Annotated in this window: 26 protein-coding genes; 13 read left to right on the top strand and 13 right to left on the bottom strand. The window is 68.1% G+C overall.

Annotated elements, in window-relative coordinates; genetic code table 11:
- Window positions 1-117 precede the first annotated feature (117 nt).
- Entirely contained in the window at window positions 118-2,046 is a 1,929-nt protein-coding gene (locus tag FDA38_RS19645; RefSeq protein ID WP_137255562.1) for a Xaa-Pro dipeptidyl-peptidase, read from the top strand.
- Here FDA38_RS19645 and FDA38_RS19650 read toward each other — a convergent pair.
- Window positions 2,043-2,969: a helix-turn-helix domain-containing protein gene (locus FDA38_RS19650; protein ID WP_137255563.1), complete on the bottom strand. Its 927-nt coding sequence runs from the start codon at window positions 2,967-2,969 to the stop codon at window positions 2,043-2,045. The two genes, FDA38_RS19645 and FDA38_RS19650, sit on opposite strands and share 4 nt — an antisense overlap.
- A 126-nt stretch (window positions 2,970-3,095) precedes the next feature.
- On the opposite strand from FDA38_RS19650, the gene FDA38_RS19655 reads away from it, so the two are divergent.
- Window positions 3,096-3,425 carry a PadR family transcriptional regulator gene (locus FDA38_RS19655; RefSeq protein ID WP_130445805.1) on the top strand — a complete coding sequence of 110 codons (330 nt, stop codon included), beginning with the start codon at window positions 3,096-3,098 and terminating at the stop codon, window positions 3,423-3,425.
- Window positions 3,422-4,636, top strand: coding sequence for an HAAS signaling domain-containing protein (locus FDA38_RS19660; RefSeq protein WP_137255564.1), 1,215 nt, complete (start codon window positions 3,422-3,424; stop codon window positions 4,634-4,636). The genes FDA38_RS19655 and FDA38_RS19660 overlap by 4 nt, the downstream gene beginning before the upstream one ends.
- Here FDA38_RS19660 and FDA38_RS19665 read toward each other — a convergent pair.
- The 8 genes from FDA38_RS19665 to FDA38_RS19700 form a co-directional block, all read right to left on the bottom strand.
- Window positions 4,633-5,352: a GNAT family N-acetyltransferase gene (locus FDA38_RS19665; RefSeq protein WP_137255565.1), complete on the bottom strand. Its 720-nt coding sequence runs from the start codon at window positions 5,350-5,352 to the stop codon at window positions 4,633-4,635. The two genes, FDA38_RS19660 and FDA38_RS19665, sit on opposite strands and share 4 nt — an antisense overlap.
- A gap of 45 nt (window positions 5,353-5,397) precedes the next feature.
- On the bottom strand, window positions 5,398-6,378 hold the full coding sequence (locus FDA38_RS19670) for an adenylate/guanylate cyclase domain-containing protein (protein ID WP_233714812.1): 981 nt from the start codon (window positions 6,376-6,378) through the stop codon (window positions 5,398-5,400).
- Window positions 6,368-6,766 (bottom strand): cyclic nucleotide-binding domain-containing protein, encoded by a 399-nt coding sequence (locus FDA38_RS19675; protein WP_130445803.1) that lies wholly within the window; start codon window positions 6,764-6,766, stop codon window positions 6,368-6,370. The genes FDA38_RS19670 and FDA38_RS19675 overlap by 11 nt, the downstream gene beginning before the upstream one ends.
- Window positions 6,753-7,550, bottom strand: coding sequence for a class I SAM-dependent methyltransferase (locus tag FDA38_RS19680; RefSeq protein WP_137255567.1), 798 nt, complete (start codon window positions 7,548-7,550; stop codon window positions 6,753-6,755). Before FDA38_RS19680 ends, FDA38_RS19675 begins: the two co-directional genes overlap by 14 nt.
- Window positions 7,547-8,749: a 3,4-dihydroxy-2-butanone-4-phosphate synthase gene (locus FDA38_RS19685; protein ID WP_137255568.1), complete on the bottom strand. Its 1,203-nt coding sequence runs from the start codon at window positions 8,747-8,749 to the stop codon at window positions 7,547-7,549. Before FDA38_RS19685 ends, FDA38_RS19680 begins: the two co-directional genes overlap by 4 nt.
- A gap of 181 nt (window positions 8,750-8,930) precedes the next feature.
- The gene (locus FDA38_RS19690) at window positions 8,931-9,860 is read right to left on the bottom strand and encodes an ArsR/SmtB family transcription factor (RefSeq protein WP_170989806.1); all 930 of its coding nucleotides are present in this window, start codon (window positions 9,858-9,860) and stop codon (window positions 8,931-8,933) included.
- A gap of 115 nt (window positions 9,861-9,975) precedes the next feature.
- The gene (locus FDA38_RS19695; protein WP_137255570.1) at window positions 9,976-11,322 is read right to left on the bottom strand and encodes a threonine/serine exporter family protein; all 1,347 of its coding nucleotides are present in this window, start codon (window positions 11,320-11,322) and stop codon (window positions 9,976-9,978) included.
- Window positions 11,312-12,223, bottom strand: coding sequence for a nucleoside hydrolase (locus tag FDA38_RS19700; protein WP_170989807.1), 912 nt, complete (start codon window positions 12,221-12,223; stop codon window positions 11,312-11,314). The genes FDA38_RS19695 and FDA38_RS19700 overlap by 11 nt, the downstream gene beginning before the upstream one ends.
- Before the next feature lie 183 nt (window positions 12,224-12,406).
- Between FDA38_RS19700 and FDA38_RS19705 the strand changes: the two genes are divergently transcribed.
- From FDA38_RS19705 to FDA38_RS19735, 7 genes are all read left to right on the top strand, one after another.
- A complete protein-coding gene (locus FDA38_RS19705) occupies window positions 12,407-13,114 on the top strand; it encodes a cupin domain-containing protein (RefSeq protein ID WP_202877764.1) in 708 nt (235 codons plus the stop codon).
- An 11-nt stretch (window positions 13,115-13,125) separates the two neighbouring features.
- The gene (locus FDA38_RS19710; protein WP_137255572.1) at window positions 13,126-14,286 is read left to right on the top strand and encodes a Gfo/Idh/MocA family protein; all 1,161 of its coding nucleotides are present in this window, start codon (window positions 13,126-13,128) and stop codon (window positions 14,284-14,286) included.
- Entirely contained in the window at window positions 14,286-15,431 is a 1,146-nt protein-coding gene (locus FDA38_RS19715; protein WP_137255573.1) for a dihydrodipicolinate synthase family protein, read from the top strand. The genes FDA38_RS19710 and FDA38_RS19715 overlap by 1 nt, the downstream gene beginning before the upstream one ends.
- Window positions 15,428-16,243, top strand: a complete 816-nt coding sequence (locus FDA38_RS19720; protein ID WP_137255574.1) for a sugar phosphate isomerase/epimerase family protein — start codon at window positions 15,428-15,430, stop codon at window positions 16,241-16,243. Before FDA38_RS19715 ends, FDA38_RS19720 begins: the two co-directional genes overlap by 4 nt.
- 20 nt (window positions 16,244-16,263) lie before the next feature.
- Window positions 16,264-17,019: a sugar phosphate isomerase/epimerase family protein gene (locus FDA38_RS19725; protein WP_137255575.1), complete on the top strand. Its 756-nt coding sequence runs from the start codon at window positions 16,264-16,266 to the stop codon at window positions 17,017-17,019.
- 72 nt (window positions 17,020-17,091) lie between these two features.
- Entirely contained in the window at window positions 17,092-18,531 is a 1,440-nt protein-coding gene (locus FDA38_RS19730) for a diguanylate cyclase domain-containing protein (protein ID WP_137255576.1), read from the top strand.
- 179 nt (window positions 18,532-18,710) lie between these two features.
- Complete coding sequence (locus FDA38_RS19735; protein WP_137255577.1) at window positions 18,711-19,799, top strand: hypothetical protein; 1,089 nt, start codon at window positions 18,711-18,713, stop codon at window positions 19,797-19,799.
- Window positions 19,800-20,109: 310 nt separating this feature from the next.
- On the opposite strand, the gene FDA38_RS19740 is transcribed toward FDA38_RS19735, so the two are convergent.
- From FDA38_RS19740 to FDA38_RS19750, 3 genes are all read right to left on the bottom strand, one after another.
- Window positions 20,110-20,592 carry a GNAT family N-acetyltransferase gene (locus tag FDA38_RS19740; protein ID WP_137255578.1) on the bottom strand — a complete coding sequence of 161 codons (483 nt, stop codon included), beginning with the start codon at window positions 20,590-20,592 and terminating at the stop codon, window positions 20,110-20,112.
- 142 nt (window positions 20,593-20,734) lie between these two features.
- A complete protein-coding gene (locus FDA38_RS19745; RefSeq protein ID WP_170989808.1) occupies window positions 20,735-21,526 on the bottom strand; it encodes a Fic/DOC family protein in 792 nt (263 codons plus the stop codon).
- Window positions 21,523-21,753: an antitoxin VbhA family protein gene (locus FDA38_RS19750; protein WP_130445777.1), complete on the bottom strand. Its 231-nt coding sequence runs from the start codon at window positions 21,751-21,753 to the stop codon at window positions 21,523-21,525. The genes FDA38_RS19745 and FDA38_RS19750 overlap by 4 nt, the downstream gene beginning before the upstream one ends.
- A 157-nt stretch (window positions 21,754-21,910) precedes the next feature.
- Between FDA38_RS19750 and FDA38_RS19755 the strand changes: the two genes are divergently transcribed.
- Entirely contained in the window at window positions 21,911-23,491 is a 1,581-nt protein-coding gene (locus tag FDA38_RS19755; RefSeq protein WP_137255580.1) for an alkaline phosphatase D family protein, read from the top strand.
- 234 nt (window positions 23,492-23,725) lie between these two features.
- Here the strand turns inward: FDA38_RS19755 and FDA38_RS19765 are convergent, their stop codons facing one another.
- On the bottom strand, window positions 23,726-24,502 hold the full coding sequence (locus FDA38_RS19765; protein WP_137255581.1) for an aldo/keto reductase: 777 nt from the start codon (window positions 24,500-24,502) through the stop codon (window positions 23,726-23,728).
- A gap of 74 nt (window positions 24,503-24,576) precedes the next feature.
- On the opposite strand from FDA38_RS19765, the gene FDA38_RS19770 reads away from it, so the two are divergent.
- Together FDA38_RS19770 and FDA38_RS19775 are read left to right on the top strand one after the other, a co-directional pair.
- On the top strand, window positions 24,577-25,080 hold the full coding sequence (locus FDA38_RS19770; RefSeq protein WP_267901762.1) for a TetR/AcrR family transcriptional regulator: 504 nt from the start codon (window positions 24,577-24,579) through the stop codon (window positions 25,078-25,080).
- Window positions 25,081-25,147: 67 nt separating this feature from the next.
- A complete protein-coding gene (locus tag FDA38_RS19775) occupies window positions 25,148-26,023 on the top strand; it encodes an aldo/keto reductase (RefSeq protein ID WP_137255583.1) in 876 nt (291 codons plus the stop codon).
- The last annotated feature ends 56 nt before the right edge of the window (window positions 26,024-26,079 follow it).

The following is a 26,079-nucleotide window of genomic DNA, read 5'->3' on the forward strand; positions in this document are numbered from 1 at the left end:
GGGGCGGTGGCGGTCACCCTATCGAATCGCCCGTTCTCACGCTGTGTATCGGGCAGGTCGCTGCCAATCTCGGCAGAACCTGGCGTTGCGGCGCGCGAGTGACTAGCCTTCCCAGCCATGACGACCGTCCGCGCCAGGGTGACGATCCTGGTCTCGTCCGCCGTGCTCAGCCTCGCGACCGTAACCGGTCCCGCCGTGGCTGCTCCTGTCCCGGATGGACCCGCTGTTGCCCCGGCAGCACCCAGTGTGCCGCAGCATGTCGACGCGCGCACCAAGAGCACGCAGCCGGTCTACGACTACGCGAACGCGATCCGTCAGTCCGTGTACGTCGACACCACGATGGACACCGATTCCGACGGCACCGACGACGTGATCGCGGTCGACATCGTCCGCCCCAGCGAGCCCGCACTCACCGGTGTGAAGATCCCGGTGATCATGGACGCCTCGCCGTACTACTCCTGCTGCGGACGCGGCAACGAGAACGAGAAGAAGACGTACGACGGCGACGGCGTGATCCAGAAGATGCCGTTGTTCTACGACAACTACTTCGTCCCGCGCGGGTACGCGATGGTCGGCGTCGACATCCTCGGCACCGGACGGTCCACCGGCTGCGGTGACGTCGGCGGCCGCGACGAGATCCAGTCCGTGGTCGACGTGATCAACTGGCTGAACGGACGCAACACCGCACACACTGCCGACGGGCAGGCGGTGAAGGCGACCTGGACCACCGGCGCGGTCGGGATGATCGGCAAGTCGTACGACGGAACGCTCGCGAACGGCGTCGCCGCGACCGGGGTGAAGGGCCTGAAGACGATCGTGCCGATCTCGGCGATCTCGTCGTGGTACGACTACACCCGCTCCGGCGGCGTTCCGTACTCGGACGACTACATGCCCTGGCTCGGTGGGTACGTCGGCCACGACAGCCCCGCGTGTGACGACGTCCGCGGCGACCTCGGTGACAACGACGACGATGACACCGGCAACTACACGACGTTCTGGTCCGAGCGCGACTACACGAAGAACGCGTCGAAGGTGAAGGCCTCGGTCTTCATGACGCACGGGCTCAGCGACTACAACGTGCAGACCAACCACTTCTCCCAGTGGTGGTCGGCGCTGTCCCGCAACAACGTGCCGCGCAAGCTGTGGCTCGGGCTCGAGGACCACGTGGATCCGTTCGAGTTCCGCCGGGACCAGTGGGTGGACGAGCTGCACAAGTGGTTCGACTACTGGCTGCAGGGTCTGCAGAACGGCGTGATGAAGGAGCCGTCGGTCTCGATCGAGACGTCACCAGATGTCTGGCGCAACTACAAGACCTGGCCGGCCGTGAACCGCCCGACCTCGGTGCCGCTGTCCGCGGGCAAACTAGGTGCCGCAGGCAAGGGTTCGCTGATGATCACCGACGACCCCGACCTGACCGAGGACGATATCGTCGCGGATCCGACCGAGGTGATCGCGGGCCGGCAGATGTTCCTGTCCGCGCCGCTGACCGCCCCGATGCGGATCAGCGGTACTCCATCGGTCACGCTCCGGGTGAAGTCCGACTCCGCGACGACCCCGATCACCGCCCGCCTGATCGAGTACGGCGACGCAGCGCGGTACTCCGGGATCCGTACCACCGACCAGAGCACCTGCGAGGGTTCGAGCACCGACTACGACGACAGTTGCTACTTCACCGTCGACAAGCTCACCACCCAGAGCGATCACGGCATCGTCAGCCGCGGCTGGATCGACGCCGCCCACAGCAAGTCACTGACGAACCCAACGCCGCTGACCCCCGGCAAGTGGACGACCGTCAATGTCCCGCTCCGCGCTCAGGACCAGGTCATCCCCAAAGGCCGCGTCCTGGGCCTGGCCGTCACGCTCTCCGACACGGAGTGGACGACCCCGAACGACACCGGCGCGACCGTCGACATCGACCTGGCCGGCAGCAAACTCAACGTTCCGGTGACGTCGGGCAAGATCACCGCCCCCACCCAGCTGCACCCGATCGACGTGGACATCACCACCCCGACCCAGCGACCCAACCTGCACGACCCGAAGAACTAGTTGCCTTCAGCTACGAAAAGCATGGGGTCGCCGAACCCCAGGTCCTGGATGCCCGCGGTGTAGAACGCGCCGATCAACAGGGATCGGCGATGGGCGGCGAAGGTCAGCACGTGCGCGACCATGCCGCCGTACGTGAAGACTCGTGGCGGTTCGCAGGTGGTGTCGACGAAGCTCTCGTCGAAGCGGCCGTCGTCGTTCAGCTGGTTGACGAGGGCAACGAAGCGTGAACCGGCGTCGGCGTGGCGGGTGCGGAGTTCGGAGATCGGCGTCCTGACCTCGCGTCCGCATTCGGGGACCTGGAACGGGCGGTCCTCGACCGAGGCGAGCCACATCTCCTCCTGCCAGACCAGGCGGTCCAGCAGGTACCTGATCGAGATGTCGTCGTCGATTCCCTCGACGGACAGTTCGATCGGGCGGTCCAGCGTGGCGGCGTCCAGGCGGGCGCCGCGTTCGATCATCTCGCCGGTCAACCAGACGTGATGTTCGACCATTCTGACCAGTACGTCCATCCCTCTCACCTTTCTACGTGCCGGCAGCCGAAGTCCGGCCGGCGGCTGGAAATGCACTCCACTCGGCGCCGTCAGGAAGAACACCCGCGACGCTTCCCGTCGCCAGTCCCGCGGCGACATCCCATAAGCCCTGGCGAACGCCCGGGTGAACGCCTCGTGCGATCCGTACCCGGCCTCGACCGCGACGTCCAGTACGGCGACCGGCTCGGACAGCAACCGGTACGCCGCCCGCTCCAGCAGCACCCGCCGCCGGAACGCGAACGGCGACTCGCCCGCCACCGCCCCGATCACGCGGTCGAAGTGGAACCGGGACAGATGCACGCGCTCCGCGAGCCCGGCCCCGTGCACCGACTCGCAGGGCCCGGCCAGCCCGGCCGCCACCACTGCCACGAACTCCTCGAACACATCCGCCATGCCCACCACTGTCCCCCATCCGGCCGCCGCCGACTTGATCGAAATTGCGGATCCGCAGACTGGTTACCACAGTACTCCGCAGTGTGTAGTACTGTTCTCCGCGGAACACCTGCTGGAGGAGACCTGATGGATACGAGCCAGCTACTCAAGGGCGTCCTGGATCTCGCGGTGCTCGCCGTGCTGCGGGACGCCGACGGCTACGGGTACGACGTACTGCGCCGGCTGCGCGCGGCCGGACTGGAGGACGTGGCGGACGCGTCCGTCTACGGGACGCTGCGGCGGCTGTTCGCGGCCGGGGCGTTGACGTCGTACGTGCAGCCGAGCGAGGAAGGGCCGCACCGGAAGTACTACGGGCTGAACAAGACCGGTCGCGACCTGCTCGCCCAGTCCACCAAGACCTGGAACCACTTCGCCGACACGATGTCGGTGCTGCTGCTGGAGAAGGAGGCCGCGTGAACAGCACCCTGACCGGAGCGGTCGCGCTCTACCTGGCCCAGGTGCGGGCCCAGCTCAACGATCTGCCGCCCGGCGAGCTCGAGGACGTACTGCAGGACGTCAGCGGTCACCTGACCGAGGTGGCGGCCGAGTTCGGCGCGGAGCCGACGCTCGCGGACCTGCAGCAGCGCCTGGGTACGCCGGCGCAGTACGCCGATGAGCTGCGGACCGCGGCCGGCTATCCCCCGCGGACTGCGCCGGTGAGCCAGGACGATCTGGACGCGGGCTGGAAGGCCTTGCGCTGGGGCCTGATCTCGGCGATCGCCGGCCCGTTCTTCATTGCCATCGGCATCTTCGCGTGGTCGCAGGACGAGACCGCGTTCTTCGGGCTGCTCGGGCTCGGGATCCTGTTCGTCGCGGCGTTCCTCGGCGTCCAGGCGTTGCGCGGTCACGATCCGCGGATCGTGCTCGACACCCCACGCGGCGCCCACGGCGCGGCAGCGATCCGCGGCTGGATCGACCAGATCCCGCCGAACATCCGGCACGAGCTCGTCACGATCGGCCAGCCAGTGTGGTGGGTGGTCCGCGGCGTGATCGGCGCGGGAGGGTTCTTCGCGCTGTTCGGCGCCCCGTCGGTGACGGTGGTCGCGGCGGTCGCGGGTGCGGCGGTGTCGATCTGGATCGGGCGGAAGACGCAGCAGGACAGGCGCTGGCTGTGGTACGTCGTACCGCTGAACGTGGTCGCGGCGATCGTGGTGCCGTCGTTCCTGGCGGCGGCGTACGTCGGGGCGTCGTTCGGATTCCTCAACAACTACAACGATTATCGCGGCAGCTCCTCGCACTACAACCCGCCGGCGAGCGGGCTGGTGCTGAACGGGAACACGGTCACGAACATCTACCCGTTCGATGCCCAGGGCAAGCAGGTTACGGTCCGGCTGTACGACCAGGACGGGAACCCGATCAGCCTCGAGCAGCAGGACTGCGCGACGAACTACGGCACGCAGTCGCGCGACACGACCAGCAACCTGTTCCCGCAGGCAGTCGTCGTACCCGATGAGAACGGTGACGCCGGGCCGGACAACTGCAAGGACACCACCAAGGCACCCTTCGTCCCACCGCCGGCCCCGGCCACTCGCACCACTCCGTCGCCGACGGCAACCCCGACAGTCAAGCCCTCGACTCCGGCGGCCTCCAAGCCCGGCGCAACCCTGACGGTCCAGCCGACGCGCTAGCGCATCCCGGCTGCGGCGACTCGGCGATAGGTGTAGCCGAGTCGCCGGTAGACCGCGATCGCCGCCTGGTTGTCGCCGTCCACCATCAACGCGACCCGTCCGTGCCGCTTGACCAGCTCGGCCGTCACGAACCCGCACACCTGCCGCGACAACCCCTTGCCCCGAGCAGCAGGATGCGTCGCGACCCCGGCCAGGAACCCGACCTCCGGCGCACTCCACGCATCCGCCGCGATACTCAGCAGCTCACCGCGATCCCCGGTCAGAGCAGCCCACCGCCGTACGCCGGGATGCCCGGGCCACGCGTACGACTTGGGCGACGCCTCGGTCAGCAGCTCTTCGACCCCATCGTCCCCGTCGAGCCAGGCGGCCGTCGTGGTCAGGTCCGGTACCTCAGAGGCATCCATCCACCCGAACGACGCCGAGAACCTCAGCCCTGGCACACGTTCCGCCAGCCCGCGCACCAGTTCCTCGTCCCCGAACGGGCGGTACGACGGACCTACCTCACGCAGTACGTCACGCACCAACGGCGCCGCATCGTCCACGGACCCGATCACCGCGAGCCGATCGTGCTTGGACACATCCGGCGACGCAACCGCCACCGCGTCCCCGCCGGTCCACGCCCGCACTCCGGCTCCGAACCCTTGCGCAGCCCACTCGACAACCGAGTCGCGCCCACTCACCAGCACCAGGTCGGCCGGCGTCTTGATCTCCCGCACATACCAAACCGTATGTCACGCCGCTGACGCGTAAGCGACCAGCTGTCAGCTGTTCGCCCGCTGGACGGCGTACGGGACGAGGTGGCGGTAGCCGCGGACCGAGACGCGGCGGAGGCGGTGGAGGTTGAAGGCGGCGTGGCCGTCGAGTGCGGCGGCCAGTTCGCGGTCGGCGAGGACGCGGCCGGGTTTGCACTCGGTGGTGAGGCGGGCGGCGAGGTTGACGACCTCGCCGTACACGTCCCCGAGCCGGATCAGGATCGTGCCGTAGGCGAGCCCGATCCGCAGCTCGGGCAGCTCCTCGTCCGCGTTCACCGCATCCTGCAGCGCCAGCGCGACCGCGGCGCCCTGCGCAGCGGTGTCGGCGACGAACAGCACCTCGTCACCCATCGACTTGATCACCCGCCCGCCGTTGAGCGCGACAACGTCGGCGGCCGTGCCCTCGAACCGCTCGATCAACTCCCCGAGCTCGGCCTCGGTCAGACGACGTGTCAACCGGGTGTAGCTGACGATGTCCGCGAACCCGACCGCCCGCACCCCACGCGCCAGCTCGTCGGACCCCGCCACCGCGCGGCCGGCAGCAGCAGCCAGGTGCCGACGCCAGACGTACGTCTGCAGCCGTTCCATTGCCGGCAGCAACAGTGCCGCGACCTCGATCGCCTCGTCCGCGGACAGTTTCGCGCTGCCGAGGAAGTCCAGGAACATCGCGGACTGCCAGGACGCCAGCCGGGACTGCGTCTGCCCGAGCTTGCGGGCCAGCGAGGACTCCATCTCGGGCTCGATGAACTTGTCGTCCTCGAGCGCCGCGACCAGCCGCAGCGCCTCGACGTCGTCGTCGGTGAACGCCACCTCATCGTCCGGGACGGTCGCGAACCCGAGCGCGTGCCACATCCGCTCGGCGCGCTGGATCGAGATCCCGGCCCGCTCGGACACCTGCACGCGGGTGAACTTCCGCTCTCCGCCCAGCAGCGTCCGCTCGAACTCCTGAGCCAACGCGGCCAGATCCGGCGTCCCAGGGTCAGCGTCCACCGCGTCGCTCGGCGATGGTGGCGTCGATGGCGTCACGGAACGCCGGCAGCCGACGGGTCAGGTCGTCGAACTTCTCCCGGGTGAAGTGCAGCAGCTGCAGCCGCGACTTCGCCGTGACGGTTGCCGTCCGCAACGTGTTCTTCCGGACCGCGACCTCGCCGGCGATGTCACCCGGGCCGAGCTCGGCGATCTCCTGGCCCTTCTCCCGGACCGCCGCCGTGCCGCTGAGGATCAGGTACGCCGCGTCGGGCGGCGTCTGTTCCAGGATCAGCGACCAGCCGGCCGGCACCGAAACCTCTTCGCCGGCCCGGAAGATGTCCCTGATGTCCCGTCCGGACAGCTCCGCGAACAGCGGCAGATCCCGCGGGGACGTCCTACCCAGTGCCACGTCGATCCTCCTCGTCGGCTCCGCCGATGTTTCCAGTCAGTAACTCTAACGGTTCGTGTACCACACGGTCACCCGCAGGTACGGAACACGCCGACACCAGCAGGATCGGCGGACGCCGGCGATGGATCGCCAGGTGCGGGTGGGCGGCCACCTGCTCACGCGTCGGAAGCGGCTCGTCGACAATCTCCAGCCGGAACCCGTGCCGCCGCAGCGTGGCCACGATCGAGCCGATCGTCCGGTGGTACTTCACCACCCCGTCCACGAACCAGGACCGCTCCCGCCGCCCCTCGTCGGCATAGTCGTCCACCACACAGTCCTCAGCCACGAACGGAGCCGTCATCACCGGATGCTCGATCGTGAACACAAACGCGCCACCGCCCGTCAGCCACCCCGCCACCCGTCCAACCAGCCCGTCGAAGTCCTCGACGTAGTGCAACGCCATGCTGCTCACCACCAGATCCACCGACCCCGGCGGCAGGTCGAAGTCAGCCAGATCAGCCCGCACGTAGCTCACCCGCGGATGGTGCTCCGCCGCTGCAAGCATCTGCTCCGAGGCGTCAACAGCAACCACCTCAACAGCACCAGCCGCCGCGAGCCGAACAGCAAGCCCGCCTTCACCACATCCCAGATCCACCACCCGAGCCCCTTCGACCAACAGACCTTCCGGCCCCGCGCGGAGCGCGGCGTTCATGGCGGGGATTTCCAGGGCGTCGTTGATGCCCCGGCCGGTGCGGCGCAGTTCCCGGTAGCCTCGCAGGAAGGCAGGGTTGTCGTAGAGGCTCACAGCCAGCGTTCCAGGTCGTGGATGTCGATCATCGGCAGCTCCCACCGCAGCGCGAACTGCTCGAGATCGGCCGCGCCCGCCATCACGCCGTCCGCCCGCATCACCTCACAACACACACCCACCGGCGCCAGCCCCGCCGCAACACACAACGCGACCGTCGCCTCGGTGTGCCCCTGACGCTCCCCGAGCAACCCAGGACGTGCTGCAAGCGGGAACACATGCCCGGGCCGCAGGAAGTCATCCGGTACGGCGTCCGCCGACGCGAGCCGGCGGATCGTCGCCGCCCGATCGGCCGCGGACACGCCAGTCCCGTCGGACGAGGCGAGATCGATCGGCACATGCATCGCCGTACCCTGCCGATCGCCGTTCCCCGGAATCGGCCCGATCTCCAACCGCTCCAGTACGTCGGCCGCACACGGGACCGTCGTATGCCCACACGCCTGGGTGAGCAGGAATCTCATCGCCTCCGGCCGGAACCGCTCACCCGCGAAGACCACATCCCCTTCCCCCTCAGCCGTCGGATCCCAGACGACAACCCCACCTCCAGCGGCGATCTGCGCAACCACCTTCTGTACGCCGGCCTCGCCGCTCAGCTGACCAGCCCAAGGCAGCTGCGCCACCGCCCGCTGCAACTCCGGCCCGTGCCCTTCGCGCGCCATCCGCACCAGCAGATCGCCCTCGAGGTTGACCCGATCGCCGGCGACCAACGCACCGAGCTTCGTCTTCGTCAGCGTGTTCGGCACGAGTACGACGGAGAACCGGTCCTTGAGCACCTCGGCGACCGTGATGCTCACGCCGTCGATCGCGACCGAGGTCTTCGCCACCAACCGTGCCAGCAATCGCTCCGGCGGCTTGATCCAGACCCGATGACCGGCCGGCTCCACGTCGACGCGCACGACCTTGCCGACACCCTCGACGTGTCCCTGGATCAGATGCCCGTCGATCCGATCGCCCACGGCAACGGGCAGTTCGACGTGCAGCGTCGTACCGCCGCAGACCCGGTCGAACGTCGTACGCCGGCGGGTCTCGTCCGTGACCACGACCCGGATCTCCCCCGGCGGCCCCGGCTCAGCAGTGAACCTGATGCCGTCGAGGCAGACCGCGCCACCCGGCGCGACCGCGACGTCCGACGTGACCCGCAACAGCTCGCCGGCGATCTCGGCGACCGTGCCTACGTTCTCGATTCGTCCTGTGAACATGCTTCGCTCTCCGCCACTCGTTCATGGCCAGGGACACTCAGGTCCGAGCTGAAGCGGGGTATCACCGCGTGGCCCCGGTCGCACCGGGTCACTCCGCCTTCCGGCAGAGCCGACGGGCCTGGAATCACGTCCAACCGTCACACCGTGGAATCGCACCAATCGGCAGTAAACCACAGACCGATCAGAGCACGTCGAGGAGTTTTTCGCCTCGAGTGGTGCGGCTGATGAGGACCTGGCGGCCGCGGCGTTCGCGCGCGATCAGGCCGGCGCGAAGGAGTACGTCGCAGTGGCGGGTGGCCGCGGCCGGGGTGACGGCCAGGTCGGCGGCGATCATGCCGACGTTCAGCGGTTCGCGCAGCAGGCGGAGGATCCGGGCGCGCGGTACGCCGAGCACCACCTCCAGCGGGTCCTCGACCGGCCGGGCCGGGCTGACGTCGGGGAGATCGCGAAGCGGGTACGCGATCGAGATGACGGACGGGCCTTGGTAGTGGACGAAGAGCGTGTCCGGTGCGCCGATGCCCGGGACGAGGGCCAGGCGGCGTCCGTCGTACGGGACTGGTTCGTGGCCGTCGACGCTGAAGCCGGATTCGGTGAAGGTCAGGCGGGGGCTGATGGTGTTCAGCGCACTCGGCAGGCAGCCGCGGACGGTCGCCACACCCAGCCGTTCGGTCTCGGCGTCGATGGCCGGGCGAAGCAGGTTCCACCGTTGTTCGAGAGCCTGCCAGCCCAGGTCGATCAGCTCTGCGTACGTCCGGAGCCAGCGGTCGGGATCGGCGACTGCCCGGCGCCAGATCGGCGCGTCCGCGCCGAGGGTCGCGATGTCGTCCATCAGCTTCTGGCCGCCATACCCGTGCAGCGCCTCGACCTGCTCCGGCAACGGCACGTCCCGCACGGGCGCCAACGGGACCAACGCGGTGGGCACCAACTGGCCGCCGCCATGCCGTCGGACCGGATGCAGTGCGCGCGCGTAGTCGGGTCGCGAGACGAGCGAGTGCAAAGGCCGCAGTACGTGCCGGGACGAGAACGGGCCGCGGCAGCTGGCCGCCTCCCGCAGGGCCAGATACACCGACTGGTGCGGAGACTGCGTCACGGTGACCTGCAGCTCACTCATGGATCCATTGTTGACGAATACGTCAAACGATTGTCGGCCGATCGACCGATCTCCCATGATCTGGACCGCAAACGCCCTTCCCGGTAAGGAGAAAACCGATGCTCAGCAAGGACATCTAGGTTCCGGTACGGCGCCGGCGGCGCGGTCGGGTCGTCCGCCGGCGCACCGGTCGGCGCGGGCCCACCAGGCGGGGGCCCGCGAGCCGGTCTTCCAGCCGACGGGCCTCGCGGCGGATCGGCTGGGCGAGGTATTCGCCGAGGATCAGGCCGGAGGCGAGCGCGACGCCGATGGCGACCGCAGTACCGAGGCTGACGATGCCGATCAGGTTGCCCAGGCCCATCAGCTCGTAGAGACCCTTGTAGATCGTGAGTCCCGGCAGCAGCGGGACCGAGCCGGCGACAACCACGACGAGGGGCGGTACGCCGACGCGCCGGCCGATCGAGTAGCTGCCCAGCCCGATGACACACGCCGCCGCGGCCGTGGACCACGCCGGGCCGAACGACGCCCGGGTCATCAGCGTGAACACCAGCGATCCAAGGCCACCCATCACGGCGACCGGGAGCAGCGCGCGGAGGGGCGCATAGGACGCGAATGCGAAAGCAACCGCCATCAACGCCCCGGAGAAGACCATGATCGGAAGGTTCCCGAGCTGGATCGTCTCCGCCTCGATACCGACATGCATGCCGAATTTCAGCCCCAGCGCGAGACCGAGCGAGACCCCGGCGATGATTCCGCCGGTGAGCAGCATCGCTTCGAGACTCCGGGCCGCAGCCGTCACGTAGTACCCGGTGATCGCGTCCTGGACGGCACCGGTGAGAGCGATCCCGGCCAGCAGCATGATGATGCCTGCGGCAACTACCAGGGACGGCTTCACCGGCGCGTGGACGGCGTACAGGATCAAGGCGACCGCGGTCGCGACGAAAGCGCCCGCGACCTGTTGGTAGAACGCGGGCAGCCGCTGCCGGTTGAACCAGCGATTGCTGACGTCGATGACGATCGCGGTGAGCACCGCCACCAACGTGATCAGCCAGCCACCACCGAGCAGCAGCGTCGCGCCGCCGGCCATCACACCCCAGGCGAGTACGGCGCTCCACCGCGGGTACGGCGGACCCGCCGACGTCAACCGGGCCAGCTCGCGCGACGCCTCCTCGCGGGTCACCTCAGCGGTGGCGAACCGTCGTACCAGCTGGTCGACGTCGGTCAGCCGGGAGAAGTCCTGCGAGCGGTAGCGGACCAGCCGGATGTGCGTCTCGGGGGCGACGTCCGGCGCGGCCTGGTACGAGACCGCCATCGAGGTGAACGTGATGTCGACCTCGCAGCCGCGCAGTCCGCCGGCCGCGGTGACACCGAGGATCGTCGCGGTTGCGTCCGCCGTACCGGCGCCGCTGGACAGCAGCACCTCACCGACCCGCAAGGCCAGGTCGATGGTGGCGTAGACCTCCCGCTGCTCGTCAGGCTCCATTGGGTAAACGATCGCCCATCTTCTGCCGGGCAAACCGGCGGATCTTGGCGAACATGTCCTCGAGCAGGAAGCGGACGTCGACCTCCTCGCAGACCTGGATCGGGTTGTCGGTGCCGGGCAGGTACCAGCCGTCGACACCGAACCGCGGCGCCGGACGGGTCCGGAAGTTGCCGCTCTGCGGGTAGAGCATCAGCGAGATCGCGGGCGAGTCGCCGAGCGAGCGGGACTCGATCGGCTCGCCGTGGTACGTCGCGTTCCACTCGACCAGCTGCTCGATCAGGTACTTGCCGAGCGGGCCGGCGGCGCCGATCTTCTCCTCCAGTTCGGCATAGCTGACCGAGACCTTCGTGTAGACGTCGCTCGTGACCTGCCAGACGGTGATCCCGGAGCCGAACACGACGTTCGCAGCGTGGATGTCGTTCGACAGGTTGAACTCCATCCGATGGTCGGCCGCGTAGCCGCTGTAGCCGCGGCCGCCGATCCAGACGACGATCACATCCCGGTCGACGATCTCGGGATCGAGCAGGATCGCCGACGCCATGTCGGTCAGCGGCCCGAGGAACGACACGAACAGCGGGTCGCCCTTCGAGGCCAGCTTCGACTCCTCGATGATCAGCCGGGCGCCGGGCGAGTCGAGCGGGGTCTGCTCGTCCGGTATGCCGGTGGTCGCGCCGTTCGCGACCGGGACCTTGCCGGTCAGGTCGAGCAGGTCCAGCAGCAGATCGATCTCCTCGCGGGATTCCTCCATGCTCCGGTCCGTCCGGTGGGTGCCGAAATGCGCGGGAATCAGACCGCGGATGTCGAAGGTCGGCGACAACAACCCGTGCACGATCGCGAACTGGTCATCGGCCTCGTTCTTGGCATCGGTATCGATGATGACCCGTCGTCTACTCGGCTTCACGCGCGCACTCCTCGAGCTGTGGTGAACGGATATTCGTCACTGCATAGCCTCACATCCCGCGGGCTGTCACCGGGTGTGGCGGAGATCGCTTTCCGTGACAGGTTGACTCGGTCCGGACGCCCACCTATGGTTACGGGCACAGGCTGTGGAAAGCCCTTTCCCAGGCTCAGGAGGGAGGCGCGCATGTGTGAGTTCGAGTCCGGACCGGGCATGGCGCTGCCGGGCGGGGTCGGTATCTCGAAGCTGACGGTGTACGACGTCGGCGGTACGCCGCATGTGCACCTGGCCTGCTCCGAGGGGTACTACGTGCTCGCCGGCGACGGCGCCGTACAGACGTTGTCGACGAAGGGGTACGCCGAGACGCCGCTGCAGGTCGGCGCCGTGGTCTCGTTCGGCCCCGGGACGATCCACCGGCTGCTCAACCGCGGCGGTCTCCAGATCCTCGCCCTGATGTCGAACTCCGGTCTCCCCGAGGCCGGCGATGCCGTGATGACGCTGCCGCCGGAGTACCTCGCCGACCGCGAGACGTATCTGAAGGCGACCGCGCTCACCGACGACGCACGGACGCAGTCCGCGATGGCGCGGCGCGACCTCGCAGTACAGGGTTTCGCCGTACTGCGGGAGCGCTATGAGTCGGAAGGGCCGTCCGCGCTGGACGAGTTCTACGCGGCCGCCGTACGGCTCGTGCAACCGCAGTTGGCGGACTGGCGGAAACGCTGGGAGCAGGGCGCGCGCCGCCTCGCCGACGAGACCGGGGCCGCGCTGGACGCGCTGGAGGCCGGCACTGCGCCGCACCTGGAATCAGCTGAGCTGCACCAACTTCCCGCACCCACTGAGTCCGGCCTGCACGGCATGTGCGGCCGCCTCGACGTTTATGACACTCGAGCGTGAGAGGTACGACTGTGAACGAGCGACGCATCGGCATCGTGATGAACGGCGTCACCGGCCGGATGGGCCTGCGCCAGCACCTCGAGCGTTCCATCCTGGCGATCCGCGAGCAGGGCGGACTGCCCGCCGCGGACGGCACGATGATCATCCCCGAACCGATCCTGGTCGGCCGCAACGAGCTCAAGCTGCGCCGGATCGCCGAGCAGTACGGGCTGGAGCGGTGGACCACCGACCTGGCCGAGGCGCTGGCCGAGCCGGACGTGGAGATCTACTTCGACTCCCAGCTCACCCAGCTGCGCGAGAAGGGCGTCCGCGCCGCGGTCGAGGCCGGCAAGGCCATCTACTGCGAGAAGCCGATCGCCGAGAGCCTGGAGGCGGCGGTCGACCTGGCCCGTACGGTGATCGATTCCGGGCTGAAGAACGGCGTCGTGATGGACAAGTTGTCGCTGCCCGGCCTGCGGAAGCTGAAGCGGCTGGTCGACGGCGGGTTCTTCGGCCGGATCCTGTCGGTGCGCGGTGAGTTCGGCTACTGGGTGTTCGAGGGCGACTGGCAGGAGGCGCAGCGGCCGTCGTGGAACTACAAGTCCGAAGAGGGCGGCGGCATCATCCTCGACATGTTCTGCCACTGGCGGTACGTGCTGGACCAGACGTTCGGGCCGGTCAAATCCGTGTACTGCCAGGGCGCGACGCACATCCCGACCCGGGTCGACGAGCAGGGCGACAAGTACACCGCGACCGCGGACGATGCGGCGTACGGCGTCTTCGAGCTCGAGGGCGGGATCGTCGCGCAGATGAACTCGTCGTGGGCTACCCGGGTGTTCCGGGATGAGCTGGTCGAGTTTCACGTGGACGGGACTGAGGGGTCGGCGGTCGCCGGGCTGCGGCGGTGTCGGGCACAGCATCGGTCGGCGACGCCCAAGCCGGTGTGGAACCCGGATCTGCCGGCGACGGAGAAGTTCCGCGAGCAGTGGGCCGAGGTGCCGGACAACGAACCGTTCGACAACGGCTTCAAGGTCCAGTGGGAGATGTTCCTGCGCCACGTGGTCGACGACATCCCCTTCACCTGGGACTTCATCGAAGCCGCCAAGGGTGTTCAACTGGCGGAACTCGGCCTGCAGTCGTGGCACGAAGGCCGGAAGCTCGAGGTGCCGAAGCTCGACCTCGAGGTTCAGTGATGGAACTGAAACTTCCTGTTCCGACTGGGCTCGAGACCTATCGATTGGTTGGCCAGCCTGTTGCTCAGGGCATCTATCGGCCTGCCTCGTCGCGGTTGGCGTTTGCGGCGGCTCATGTGGTGGCGGATCCGTTGGGGGACAACTCGCCGGGGGCTCCTGCGGTGGTGGATTGGGAGCATACGCTGGCGTTTCGGCGGTATTTGTGGTCGTTGGGGTTGTCTGTGGCTGAGGCTATGGATACGGCACAGCGCGGGATGGGGCTGGACTGGAAAGCTACGCAGGAGCTGATTCGGCGGTCGGCGGGTGAGGCGCCGGACGGGCGGATCGCGGTTGGTGTCGGCACGGATCAGCTGACCGGTCCGGCGGCTCTGGACGCGGTGATCGGCGCGTACGAGGAGCAGCTTGCTGTTGCCGAGGACGTGAGCGCCCAGCCGATCCTGATGGCCAGCCGAGCCCTGTGCGCGGCCGCAGAATCCTCCGACGACTACCGCAAGGTCTACGACCACCTGCTCAACCAGTCCACGCGACCAGTCATCCTCCACTGGCTCGGACCGATGTTCGACCCCGCGCTGGAAGGGTATTGGGGCAGCGACTCGTTCGAGTCCGCCATGGCGTTCGTCGTCGACCTCATCAACGACAACGTGGCGAAGGTCGACGGAATCAAGATCTCGTTGCTCGATGCCTCCTATGAAGTTGCCCTACGCAACCGCCTCCCCGAAGGCGTGCGGCTCTACACAGGTGACGACTTCAACTATCCCGAGCTGATCCGAGGCGACGACAATCGGCACAGCGACGCCCTGCTCGGGATCTTCGCTGCAATCGCCCCAGCCGCAGCGGCCGCGCTGAAGGCCCTGGACTCCGGCGACCTGGCGGAATACGCCCGGGTGTTCGAGCCGACCGTCCCGCTGGCCCGGCAGATCTTCTCCGCGCCGACGTACTACTACAAGACCGGGATCGCCTTCCTGGCTTGGCTCAACGGCCATCAGCCCGGCTTCACGATGGTCGGCGGGCTGCAGACCGGACGCTCGCTGCCGCATCTGGCCGACACGTTCCGCCTGGCCGACCAAGCCGGCGTACTCACCGATCCTGAGCTCGCCGTCGACCGGTTCCGCCAGCTGTTGCGCGTGAGCGGTGTCGACGCATGAATCGGTACAGCCTCAACCAGGCGACAACGAAGTACTGGCCGCTCGAGAACGTCGTCGCGGCCAGCGCCGACGCCGGCCTCGAATGGATCGGCCTGTGGCGCGAGCCCATCCAGGAGTACGGCGTCGACCAGGCGGCCAAACTCGTCGCCGACGCCGGCCTCAAGGTCTCGTCCCTCTGCCGTAGCGGCTTCTTCACCTCGACCGATCCGGCCGAACGCAAGGCGAAGATCGAGGACAACCGCCGCGCGATCGACGAGGCCGCAACCATCGGTACGTCGGTCCTCGTCCTCGTCAGCGGCGGCCTGCCCGCGGGTTCACGAGACCTCGACGGCGCGCGCGGGATGGTGCGTGACGGTCTGGCCGAGCTCGCGCCGTACGCCGAAGAACGTGGCGTGAAACTTGCCGTCGAGGCCCTGCATCCCATGTTCTGCTCGGACCGTTGTGTGGTGTCGTCGCTCGGCGGCGCGCTCGACCTGGCCGAGCAGTTCCCGGCGTCGCAGGTCGGCGTGATCGTGGACGCGTACCACCTGTGGTGGGACGCGGACGTGTACCGGCAGATCGAGCGGGCCGGTGAACGGATCCTGTCGTACCAGGTCAGCGACTGGGTGGTTCCGCTGCCCGAGGACACGCTGCTCGGGCGCGGCATGATCGGCGACGGTTCGATCGAGCTGCGCCGGATGCGTGAGGCTTGCGACGCGGCGGGGTACGACGGGCCGATCGAGGTCGAGATCTTCAACCAGCAACTGTGGGACGCGCCCGGCCAGGAGGTCTTCGACCTGACGCTGGCGCGGTACAAGGAACACGTCATCTAGTTGATCGAGGAGCTGTCTGTATGACTATTCCCGCCGGTGGTATCGGGATGCACCTCTACACGATGCGGGACGTCCTGGCCGAGGACTACCCGGGGACGCTCAAGCGCCTCGCCGGGATCGGCTACCAGACGGTCGGGGTGAGCGGCCGGTTCGACCACAGCGCCGAGGAGATCCGGTCGTACGCCGACGACGCCGGGCTGAAGGTCGTGCTCGAGCACGTCGGGTACAAGCGGCTGGCCGACGACTGGGCCGGCGCGCTCGCCGATGTGAAGACGCTCGGCGCGCAGTGGGCCGTCGTACCGTCGATCCCGTCCGAGCAGCACTCGATCGAGGGCTTCAAGGCCGCGGCGGCCGCGTTCACCGAGGCCGGGAAGGTCGCGCGTGACGCGGGGCTGAAGCTGCTGTTCCACAACCACGGGCGTGACTTCGACGAGGTCGACGGGCAGGTGCTGTACGACATCCTGCTGGGCGTGGACCCGGAGCTGCTCGGGTTCGAGCTGGACCTGTACTGGGCGGTCGACGGCGGGCACGACCCGGCGAAGCTGTTCCAGGAGCACCCCGGCCGGTTCCCCGCGCTGCACGTCAAGGACATGGCCGAGGACGGCTCGTGGGAGGACGTCGGTGCCGGGAAGCTGGACTTCGGCGCGATGTTCGAACACGCCCAGGCGGGCGGCGTGGAGCAGTGGCTGGTCGAGCACGACAAGCCCACCGACGCCTGGAAGTCAGCCGAACGCAGCTACCGCGGCCTGACCGAAATCCGGTACTCGGAACTGTGAGAACCAACGCTTAACCGGATCAATTCTGATTACGTCTGCTCACAGGTGGTGAGATCGGCCTATTCTCGACGGGTGCAGAACGATCCAACGGTACGGCTGACCGCCGTCCGTCGCCTGTACGAAGTGAGCGCCCGGATGGGCGCTGGGCGAAGCCTTGCCGAAACCCTGCAGGCCGTCGTCGACGGGGTCGTGACCGGGCTCGGCTTCGGGATCGCCGTACTGAACCTGCGGCACGCGGACGGGAAGTTCGAGGTGATCGCGGTCGCAGGTTCACCTGAGGCGCGCGAGGCGCTGCTCGGGCGGGTCAGCGCGCCGGACATCTTCGACACCGAGTTCGCGATCGCGGACGCGTGGGGCAAGCTCCGGTTCGTACCGCACGAGCGACTGCCCGAGGGCGAGGTGGTCGGGTGGGTGCCCGACGTACCGGTGTCAGACGACCCGGGCGCGTGGCATCCGCTCGACGCGCTGTTCGCGCCGCTGTACTCGTCCGACGGCGAGCTGGTCGGGATGCTCTCGGTCGACCTCCCCGAGGACCAGCGGCGGCCCGGCCCGATCCACCGGGAGCTGCTGGAGATCTTCGCGACCCAGGCCGGCGTGGCGATCGACAAGGCCCGGCTGGCCGACCAACTGCTCGCCGAGAAGACCCGGCTGGAGGCGAGCGAGGCGACGTTCCGGCTCGTCTTCGAGGGCGCCGGCAACGGGATGGCCACGATCGGCTTCGACGGCCCGGACCGCGGCCGGATCCTGCGCGTCAACGACGCCTTCTGCCGGATCACGGGGTACGCCGCGAACGACCTGCTCGGAGCGCGCCTGGCCCAGTTCCTCCGCGACGAGGAGCCGCAGTCGACCCGGACGGATCTCGAAGACGTTGCCACCAGCAACGGAACGTACCGGTTCGAGCGAGTCTTCACGCAGCCGAGTGGCAACGCCATCTGGCTCGGCGGTACGGCGGCGATCGTCGAACAGGGCGCTGATAGGCCGCGGATCCTGCTGATCCAGATCGACGATGTGACGGCTCGGAAGGATGCCGAGCGCGAGCTGCGTCACCACGCCGCGCACGATCCGCTGACAGGTCTGCCGAACCGTCGGTTGTTGCAGCACCGGTTCACGAAGGCGCTGGAGCGGACGCGTATGACGGGACGTCCCGGGGCGCTCCTCTTCTGCGATTTGAACCACTTCAAACTCGTCAACGACGGGTATGGGCATGAGGCCGGCGACCGCGCGCTGCGCGAGATCGCGAACCGCTTGACCACAGCCGTCCGCCACGGCGACACAGTTGCCCGGCTGGGCGGCGACGAATTCGCCGTACTCGCCGAAGACATCTCCGGGGATGACCTGACCACGCTGATCGCCCGCCTCGAGTCCGCCGTCAGCCGCCCCCTCCCCAACATCGCAGTAGAAGTCACCACCAGCGTCGGCACAGTCCCCATCACCCCCACCACCACCAACCTCGACACCCTCCTCCACGAAGCCGACCAAGCCATGTACGACGCAAAGAACCGCCGCATCTAGCAGCGAGCTGCCGGCTACCCCACGCGGTGCTACGCGCGGCTCCCACCCACGCTGACTGTCCGGCGTGCTAGGCGGATCATCCTGCCGCCGAGTTGCATCAACCTGCAGTTCAGGTGCCTTGTATCGCGAGTGGGCCCGTGGTTGAAATGAAGCTCATTGATTTCTGGGGGGATCGACGGATGCCGCGCACTTTGATGAACGAGCCCGCTTGGGTGGCCTATGCGCAGATCTATGTGGAGAGTGCGGAGAACTCCGCCGAACTAGGAGAATGCTTCGCCGGGCAACGGAACGGGTTGTGTGGGGCGGCGGTGCCGGGGAAGTTGTACTTGATTACCGGGCTCCACACGGGAGAGGTCGGCTTTGCGGTCGAGCTGCACGAGACGATGCCTCCGGTCGAGTACAGCGCGGAGGAGGTTGTCGAAGCGTCGTACCGGCCGATCGGTGACGCGATGCTGGTCACGTGGGCAGGCGACGGTGGATGGTGGCCGCTGGAGCTCGAGCCGCAAACCGACTACCGCGTCAGGTACTCAGCGTGGGGTATGGACGCCGGCCACCAGGCGTCGCCGCCGATGGACGGCGAGCCGCTCGTGGACCGGTACCTGCTGCAGTTCTGGCCGGCTCGGCCGGCGCCGGATCGGGTGGTGAAGGAGACCAGTAAGCAGGCGGCGTACTGGCACAAGTTCGCCCGCGAACAGCCGACGCCTGCGGAGCTCGCCAAGAGGAAGCAGGAGAAGGCGCGGCAGGACGAAGCGCGACGCCTTGCCGAGCGCATGGCGGCCTGGGGCGGTGCGCTGCCGAGCGAGCAGCTGGCGCGCACCACGAACGGCCAGCAGTTGGCGCTCTTCGACCGGGCGTTGGTGGATACGCTCGAGCGGACCGAACCGCAGACGTTGCGATTGATCGCCAGGTGGGCGGCCCGGCGCGCGTGCGAGGAAGCTGGGTACGGCGGGAACGAGCGTGTCGCCGCCATCTTGGACCGAATGGACCGCGGCGCCGACTGGCTCGAAACCCTGAACGGACCGCCGCGCCCGGTCGAACCGGGGGCAAAGGCGAGCGCCACGGTCCACCAGTTCGTCACCCAGGCCTACGGGTGGTTCGCCGACCGCGACCCGTTCGACAACACCGTGACAGTGGTCACCGCGACTTTCAACGTAGAAGCGTTCTCCGCGGCAATCGAAACAATCTGGCTGGCAACCGAACCATTCGAAGACAAGACGCGATTAGTGGCGGAACTGCGCCAGCGCTTCCTCACGAACCCAGCCACGTAAGGGGTTTACCGGTGTGCTGGTCGGTTGCCCTCGACGCGCACCAACCGGCCACACCACGCAGCGGTCGCACCCGCAGCAGCATGCACAGGCGCGGGGGCCAGCTCGCAGCCAGCTCGACGAGTACGAACCAGCCGCACCACGGGCGCGGTCGCACGCGCGATAGCGCGCACGGGTGCGGGCGGCAGCCCGCAGTCCCGGCGATAGCCGGAAGGGATGCTCCGGGCGATAAGCCCGGGGGTGGGCGGGTGCGGCACGCAGCACGGCGACAAAGGAGCCGCGCGTAGCCCCGCGATGGGCTGACCCCCAGTTCCTATGAGCCGAGTTTGGTGAGGGCTTTGTCGGTTAGGCGGTAGACGGTCCAGTCGTCTTGGGGGGTGGCGCCCAGGGACTTGTAGAAGTCGATGGCGGGGGTGTTCCAGTTGAGGACGGACCATTCGAGGCGTTCGTAGTTGTTGTTAACGCATTCCTGGGCGAGGGCTGTGAGGAGGGCTTTGCCGAGGCCGGTGCCTCGGGTTTCGGGGCGGACGAAGAGGTCTTCCAGGTAGATGCCGTGGACGCCGCGCCAGGTGGAGAAGTTGAGGAACCAGATCGCGCAGCCGGCTACCTCGCCTTCGTGTTCGGCGACGTGGCAGAAGACCGCGGGGTTGGGGCCGAAGAGGGCGGTCTCCAGCTGGTCGGCGGTCAGGTGGCACTCGTCGGGGGCGCGTTCGTACTCCGCCAGCGCGTACACGAGCTCCACAAGCGCCGGGATGTCCTCCGGCCGGGCACGGCGAATCCGTTCGTCGGTCTGCATACCGCCTATCCTGCACCGGCGACCGGGATCAGCCCGGCCCGGCCGGGATCAGCCGTCGCAGCCGGGGGCGGCCGTCGCAGCCGGGGGCGGCCGTCGCAGCCGGGGGCGGCCGTCGCACCGGGTTCAGCCGCCGCGGCCGAACTCAGTCGTCGCGTTCGGTGTCTTGGTCGGTCTCCGGGGTGGCGGCGTATGCCTCGGGGCGTTCGCCCATTCCGGTGTTCGCGTCTGGGGCGTCGGCGTCGACCCCGGCGTACGTCGAGGTCTGTAGCTGCAGCGCCATCGCCAGTTCCGGATCGGCCCGCAGCACCGAGCCGCGCTCGACGGTGATCTTGTCGAAGACGGCGTACATCTTGCTCGGATTCGGGTCGGAGCTCTTCTCCAGGTCCTCCGGGTACGCCGCGCTCGACGCCGCGTTCCACTCGTCCCGTTCAACCCGGTCGAAGTCGAGGCGGTACGGCGACATCTCAGCCACGTGGTTCATGAACACCTTGCCCGCGGCACCGTTTCCCTCGCGGAACGGGTGGGTGAGGTTCTGGTAGCTGTACACCTCGGCGATGCTCTGGACGAACTCGTCCCGCGACATCGTCGACCAGTCCTTGTCGGTGATCCTCGCGCTGACCTTGTCGGTCCACTTGTCCAGCAGCTCGACCGGCACGAACATCCTGCCCTGCTTGGTGATCCCGACGTTCCGGAACTCCCCGGCCCAGTCGTACACGTCCTGGAGCAGGTGCTTGTGGATCGCCTGCACATGCGCCTTGACGTACGTGCGCGGGATATCCACCTCACCCCGATCGATCTCACCCTGCCGCACCGACCGCAGCCGGTACTCGGCGAAGTGCAGCTCGATCGGGTTCTTGATGCCGAGCTTGTTCCGCAGACACCCGCCGGGTTCCCAGAGATAGGCCTCCCAGCGGGCAGTCTCCGGTGAGGTCACACCGGGTCTCCGCCGGTCACCTTCGACATCGTGCGACGGATGTACTCCGCGGTGTCGATCCGGCCCGCCTCGCGGTCGGCCAGGTCGGCAACGTCGTCGCGTTGCGGCTCCCAGCCTTCCAGCCGGTTGTTCGCGAGCGCGTCGCTGACCCGCTGCTTCTGGTCATCGTCGAGCGATTCGAACAACTCCGGCCAGCGCTGGGCATAGCGGCACGGTTCGTAGGCCATCAGTCAGCTCCCCGAGTAGCTAGCAATCGGGATAGCGTAGCGAAGTCCGAATTCCTACCATCACAACGCGTTAACTTACCGAACGGATCCGTTAACCCTGTCGCCACCTATCGCCTGAACACTGACAGCTCCTTCCCGCCCTTCACCTGGAGGAACCATGTCCGTGTCACGCCGTCGCTTCCTGGGGTACGGGGGTGCGGGTTCCGCCGCCGTACTGCTCGGCACCGGGGTCTGGGACGCCTCGACCACGTACGCCAGCCCGTCCGGCACCGGCAACCCGTTCACGCTCGGCGTCGGCTCGGGCGATCCGCAGTACGACGGTGTCGTGCTCTGGACCCGCCTCGCCACCGACCCGTACGCCGTCGACGGGAAGGGCGGCATGCCCGCGCGCCCGGTCCGGGTCGAATACGAGGTCGCGTACGACGAGAACTTCCGTCACGTCGTACGGCGATCCAGCGTCGTCGCCACGCCCGAACTCGGCCACTCCGTCCACCCCGAGGTCCGCGGCCTGCTCCCCGACCACGTGTACTACTACCGCTTCCGCACCGGCCGCGAGGTCTCGCCGACCGGCCGCACCCGGACCGCCCCGCACCCGCTGACGAACCCGCGCGACCTGCGCTTCGCGTTCGCGTCCTGCAACGCCTGGCAGGACGGGTACTTCACCGCCTACGACCACATGGCGAACGAGGATCTCGACCTGGTCGTGCACCTCGGCGACTACATCTACGAGTCCGGCGTGAAGACCAACAAGCGCGGCATCACCACAGATCCGCGGTTCCACACCGAGACCTTCGACCTCGCCCGGTACCGCCTGCAGTACAGCCTCTACAAGACCGAGGCGCCGCTACAGGCCGCGCACGCCGCGCACCCGTGGATCCACACGTTCGACGACCACGAGGTGGAGAACAACTGGGCCGGCGATCTCTCGCAGGCCGACACCGAGCCGGACCAGGACCCGGCGGTGTTCCGGGCCCGCCGCGCCGACGCCTTCCAGGCCATGTACGAGAACCTGCCGCTCCGGCACGCGCAGATGCCGTCGGGCCCGGACATCCGCTACCACCGCCGCCTCCCGTACGGCCGGCTCGCGGACTTCACCATCCTCGACACCCGCCAGCACCGCACCGATCAACCGTGCGGCGACGGCGACTCGTCGACCTGTGACGACCGGTTCAACCCGGACAACACGATGCTCGGCGGCAAGCAGCGCGCCTGGCTGCTGGACGGGTTCCGGCAGTCGAAGGCCCGCTGGCAGGTGATCGGCAACCAGACCCCGATGGGCCAGACCGACTGGACACCGGGTCCGGAGACCCACGTCTGGCTGGACCCGTGGGACGGTTATGTTGCCGAGCGCAACAAGGTGCTCGGCGCCGCGCAGGACAGCGGAGTACGCAACCTGGTCGTCATCACCGGCGACCGGCACCAGAACTACGCCCTCGAACTCAAGCGCGACTACGCCAACCCGGCCTCGGCCACGGTCGGCACCGAGTTCGTCGGTACGTCGATCACCAGCGGCGGCAACGGCACCGACATGACCGACCAGGGCCGGCAGTTCCTCGAGGCGAACCCGCACCTGAAGTTCTTCAACTCCCAGCGCGGATACGTCCGGGTCACGGTCGACCAGAAGCAGTGGAAGTCCGACTTCCGCGTCGTCCCGTACGTCGAAACGCCGGACGCCCCGATCACCACGCGAGCGACGTACGTCGTGGAAGACCGCCGCCCGCACGTCCACTCCGCCTGATCCCACGCCCAGGCCGCCGTCCAGGCGCAGCACGGCACCGGTCACGTACGACGCCCGGTCGCTGAGCAGCCAGGCGACGGCCTGGGCGACGACGTCGTACGCCTGCTGTCCGTGGTGGGTATGCAGCGGTTCAGCCCAGCGGCGGAGTGACTCCGCTGAGCCAATTGTCGTCGATCTCCAGCTCGCGATCGCCGACGACCTTCATCGTGTCGAGCCGCTGGATGTCGTCGGCGGTCAGCACCAGGTCGGCGGCGGCCGCGTTCTCCTCCAGGCGAGGGCGACCTGGCCGGGTGCGGCGTCGTGCGCGGCGGCGATCTCGCGAACGACCTGTACGGCGGCGAGGTTCGTCTCGAACACCTCGCGGGAGAAGCGCGGCATCTGCCGGCGGTAGTCGTTCGCCGGCAGATCGTCGTACGACGTGATGTTGCCGGTGAGCATGCCGCGGCCGAGCGGGCTGTACGGGACGACGCTGATGCCGAGCTCCTGCGTCAGCGGGAAGATCTCGTCCTCAATCTCCCGCGACCACAGCGACCACTCGGTCTCCAGCGCGGTGATCGGGTGGACGGCGTGCGCGCGACGGATGGTGTCGGGTGCGGCCTCGCTCAGGCCGAGGTACCGAACTTTGCCCTCAGCAACTAGTTCGGCCATCGCGCCGACGGTCTCCTCGATCGGGGTCCGCGGATCGACCCGGTGCTGGTAGTAGAGGTCGATGTGGTCGACGCCGAGGCGGGTGAGCGAGCGCTCGGCCTGCTGACGGACGTACTCCGGACGCCCGTCGACGAACGCTCCTTGCTCCTGACCCGGGCCGCGGACGATGCCGAACTTGGTCGCGAGTACGACTTGGTCGCGGCGGCCGGCGATCGCGCGGCCGATGATCTCCTCGCTGTCGCCGTACCGGTCGGAGGTGTCGATCAGCGTGACGCCGAGGTCGAGGGCGCGGCCGATCAGGGCGTCCGCGGCGTCGTCACCGGACTGCTCGGCGGTCTGCCCGTACGGCCGGGCGAAACCCATCGCGCCGTAGCCGATGGCCCCGACGGCGAGGCCGGCCGGACCGAGTTTGCGCTACTGCCACCCGGGCGGCGATCCTGCGGGCGGCGCAGGCCGCGTTCACCGAGCGCGGGTACGACGGCGCCGGCGTACGCGAGATCGCCCGCGCCGCCGAGGTGGACCCGCGGCTGATCGGCAAGTACTTCGGGTCGAAGGAAGGACTGTTCGCCGAGGTCGTCGAGGTCGCGTACGAGAAGTCGATGATGATGACGCCCGAGCTCAACCATGAGGCGGCGAAGGCGCTACTGACGGGCGACGACCAGCACGCGACCGACGGCATGCTGCTGACGCTGCGCTCGGTGGCGAACCCGCGGGCCGCGGCGATCATGCGCGACAGCCTCGAGCGGAACTACCAGGCCCGGCTCGCCGAGGGTCTGCCCGGACCGGACAAGACCGGGCGGTCGGCGCTGCTGATCGCGATCTGTGCCGGGATGATGCTGAACCGGACCGTCCTCGGGTCGACCGTACTGAATGACGGCGACGTCGCGAAGCTCGTCCCGTACCTGCACGCGGCGCTGGACGCGGTGGCCGACATTCAGTAGTCGAGCTGCTGAGTGTGTGCGGATATTCCTGTTGGAATTCGCAGTCGTCGCGCGGGACGTTGGATGTATGGCAACTGACACGAACAAGACCCGCCGGATCGGTGACGTCGAGGTATCCGCGATCGGACTCGGCGGGATGCCGATGTCGATCGAGGGCCGGCCCGACGAGGCCCGGTCGATCGCGACCATCCACGCGGCGCTGGACGCCGGGATCACGCTGATCGACACCGCCGACGCGTACCACCTGACCGCGACCGACGATGGCCACAACGAGAGCCTGATCGCCAAGGCGCTGGCGTCGTACGGCGGGGACACCTCCGACGTACTGGTCGCGACCAAGGGCGGCCACCTGCGGCCCGGCGACGGCAGCTGGACCCTCGACGGCTCCCCCAAGCACATCGCCGAAGCGGCCGAGGCGTCACTGAAGCGGCTCGGCGTGGAGGCGATCGGGCTGTACCAGTTCCACCGCCCCGACCCGAAGACGCCGTACGAGGACTCCATCGGCGCGATCCGCGACCTCCTCGACGCCGGCAAGATCCGCATGGCGGGCATCTCGAACGCGAACCCAGCCCAGATCAAGCAGGCCAACGAGATCCTCGGCGGCCGACTCGTCTCGGTCCAGAACCAGTTCTCCCCGAAGTTCCGCTCCAGCGAACCCGAACTGGACCTCTGCGACGAACTGGGCATCGCCTTCCTCCCGTGGTCCCCCCTCGGCGGCATCACCAACGCGGCGGAACTCGGCGCGAAATACCCCGCCTTCCAGACCCTCGCGGCCGAGCTAGGCGTCAGCCCGCAGAAGCTAACCCTCGCGTGGATGCTCGCCAAGTCCCCCATCGTCATCCCCATCCCGGGCTCCAGCCGCCCAGAAACCATCCGCGACTCCTACTCGGCGGTGGACCTGCAGCTGACCCCGGACCAGGTAGCAGTACTCGACGCCGCCTGAGATATCCACAGATCACCAAATAGCCCCACACGTCACCTCCCGAGACCGCTATGTTC

It is taken from the genome of Kribbella jiaozuonensis (assembly GCF_005233875.1).
Lineage (GTDB): Bacteria > Actinomycetota > Actinomycetes > Propionibacteriales > Kribbellaceae > Kribbella > Kribbella jiaozuonensis.

Bases quoted from the DNA above. Each gene is read 5' to 3' on its own strand.
- FDA38_RS19720 (WP_137255574.1), top strand. From the start codon at position 15,428: ATGAATCGGTACAGCCTCAACCAGGCGACAACGAAGTACTGGCCGCTC.
- FDA38_RS19695 (WP_137255570.1), bottom strand. From the start codon at position 11,322: ATGGAGCCTGACGAGCAGCGGGAGGTCTACGCCACCATCGACCTGGCC.
- FDA38_RS19735 (WP_137255577.1), top strand. From the start codon at position 18,711: ATGCCGCGCACTTTGATGAACGAGCCCGCTTGGGTGGCCTATGCGCAG.
- FDA38_RS19750 (WP_130445777.1), bottom strand. From the start codon at position 21,753: ATGGCCTACGAACCGTGCCGCTATGCCCAGCGCTGGCCGGAGTTGTTC.
- FDA38_RS19755 (WP_137255580.1), top strand. From the start codon at position 21,911: ATGTCCGTGTCACGCCGTCGCTTCCTGGGGTACGGGGGTGCGGGTTCC.
- FDA38_RS19725 (WP_137255575.1), top strand. From the start codon at position 16,264: ATGACTATTCCCGCCGGTGGTATCGGGATGCACCTCTACACGATGCGG.
- FDA38_RS19685 (WP_137255568.1), bottom strand. From the start codon at position 8,749: ATGTTCACAGGACGAATCGAGAACGTAGGCACGGTCGCCGAGATCGCC.
- FDA38_RS19740 (WP_137255578.1), bottom strand. From the start codon at position 20,592: ATGCAGACCGACGAACGGATTCGCCGTGCCCGGCCGGAGGACATCCCG.
- FDA38_RS19650 (WP_137255563.1), bottom strand. From the start codon at position 2,969: ATGGCGGATGTGTTCGAGGAGTTCGTGGCAGTGGTGGCGGCCGGGCTG.
- FDA38_RS19775 (WP_137255583.1), top strand. From the start codon at position 25,148: ATGGCAACTGACACGAACAAGACCCGCCGGATCGGTGACGTCGAGGTA.
- FDA38_RS19690 (WP_170989806.1), bottom strand. From the start codon at position 9,860: ATGAGTGAGCTGCAGGTCACCGTGACGCAGTCTCCGCACCAGTCGGTG.
- FDA38_RS19765 (WP_137255581.1), bottom strand. From the start codon at position 24,502: ATGGGTTTCGCCCGGCCGTACGGGCAGACCGCCGAGCAGTCCGGTGAC.
- FDA38_RS19715 (WP_137255573.1), top strand. From the start codon at position 14,286: ATGGAACTGAAACTTCCTGTTCCGACTGGGCTCGAGACCTATCGATTG.
- FDA38_RS19705 (WP_202877764.1), top strand. From the start codon at position 12,407: ATGTGTGAGTTCGAGTCCGGACCGGGCATGGCGCTGCCGGGCGGGGTC.
- FDA38_RS19655 (WP_130445805.1), top strand. From the start codon at position 3,096: ATGGATACGAGCCAGCTACTCAAGGGCGTCCTGGATCTCGCGGTGCTC.
- FDA38_RS19645 (WP_137255562.1), top strand. From the start codon at position 118: ATGACGACCGTCCGCGCCAGGGTGACGATCCTGGTCTCGTCCGCCGTG.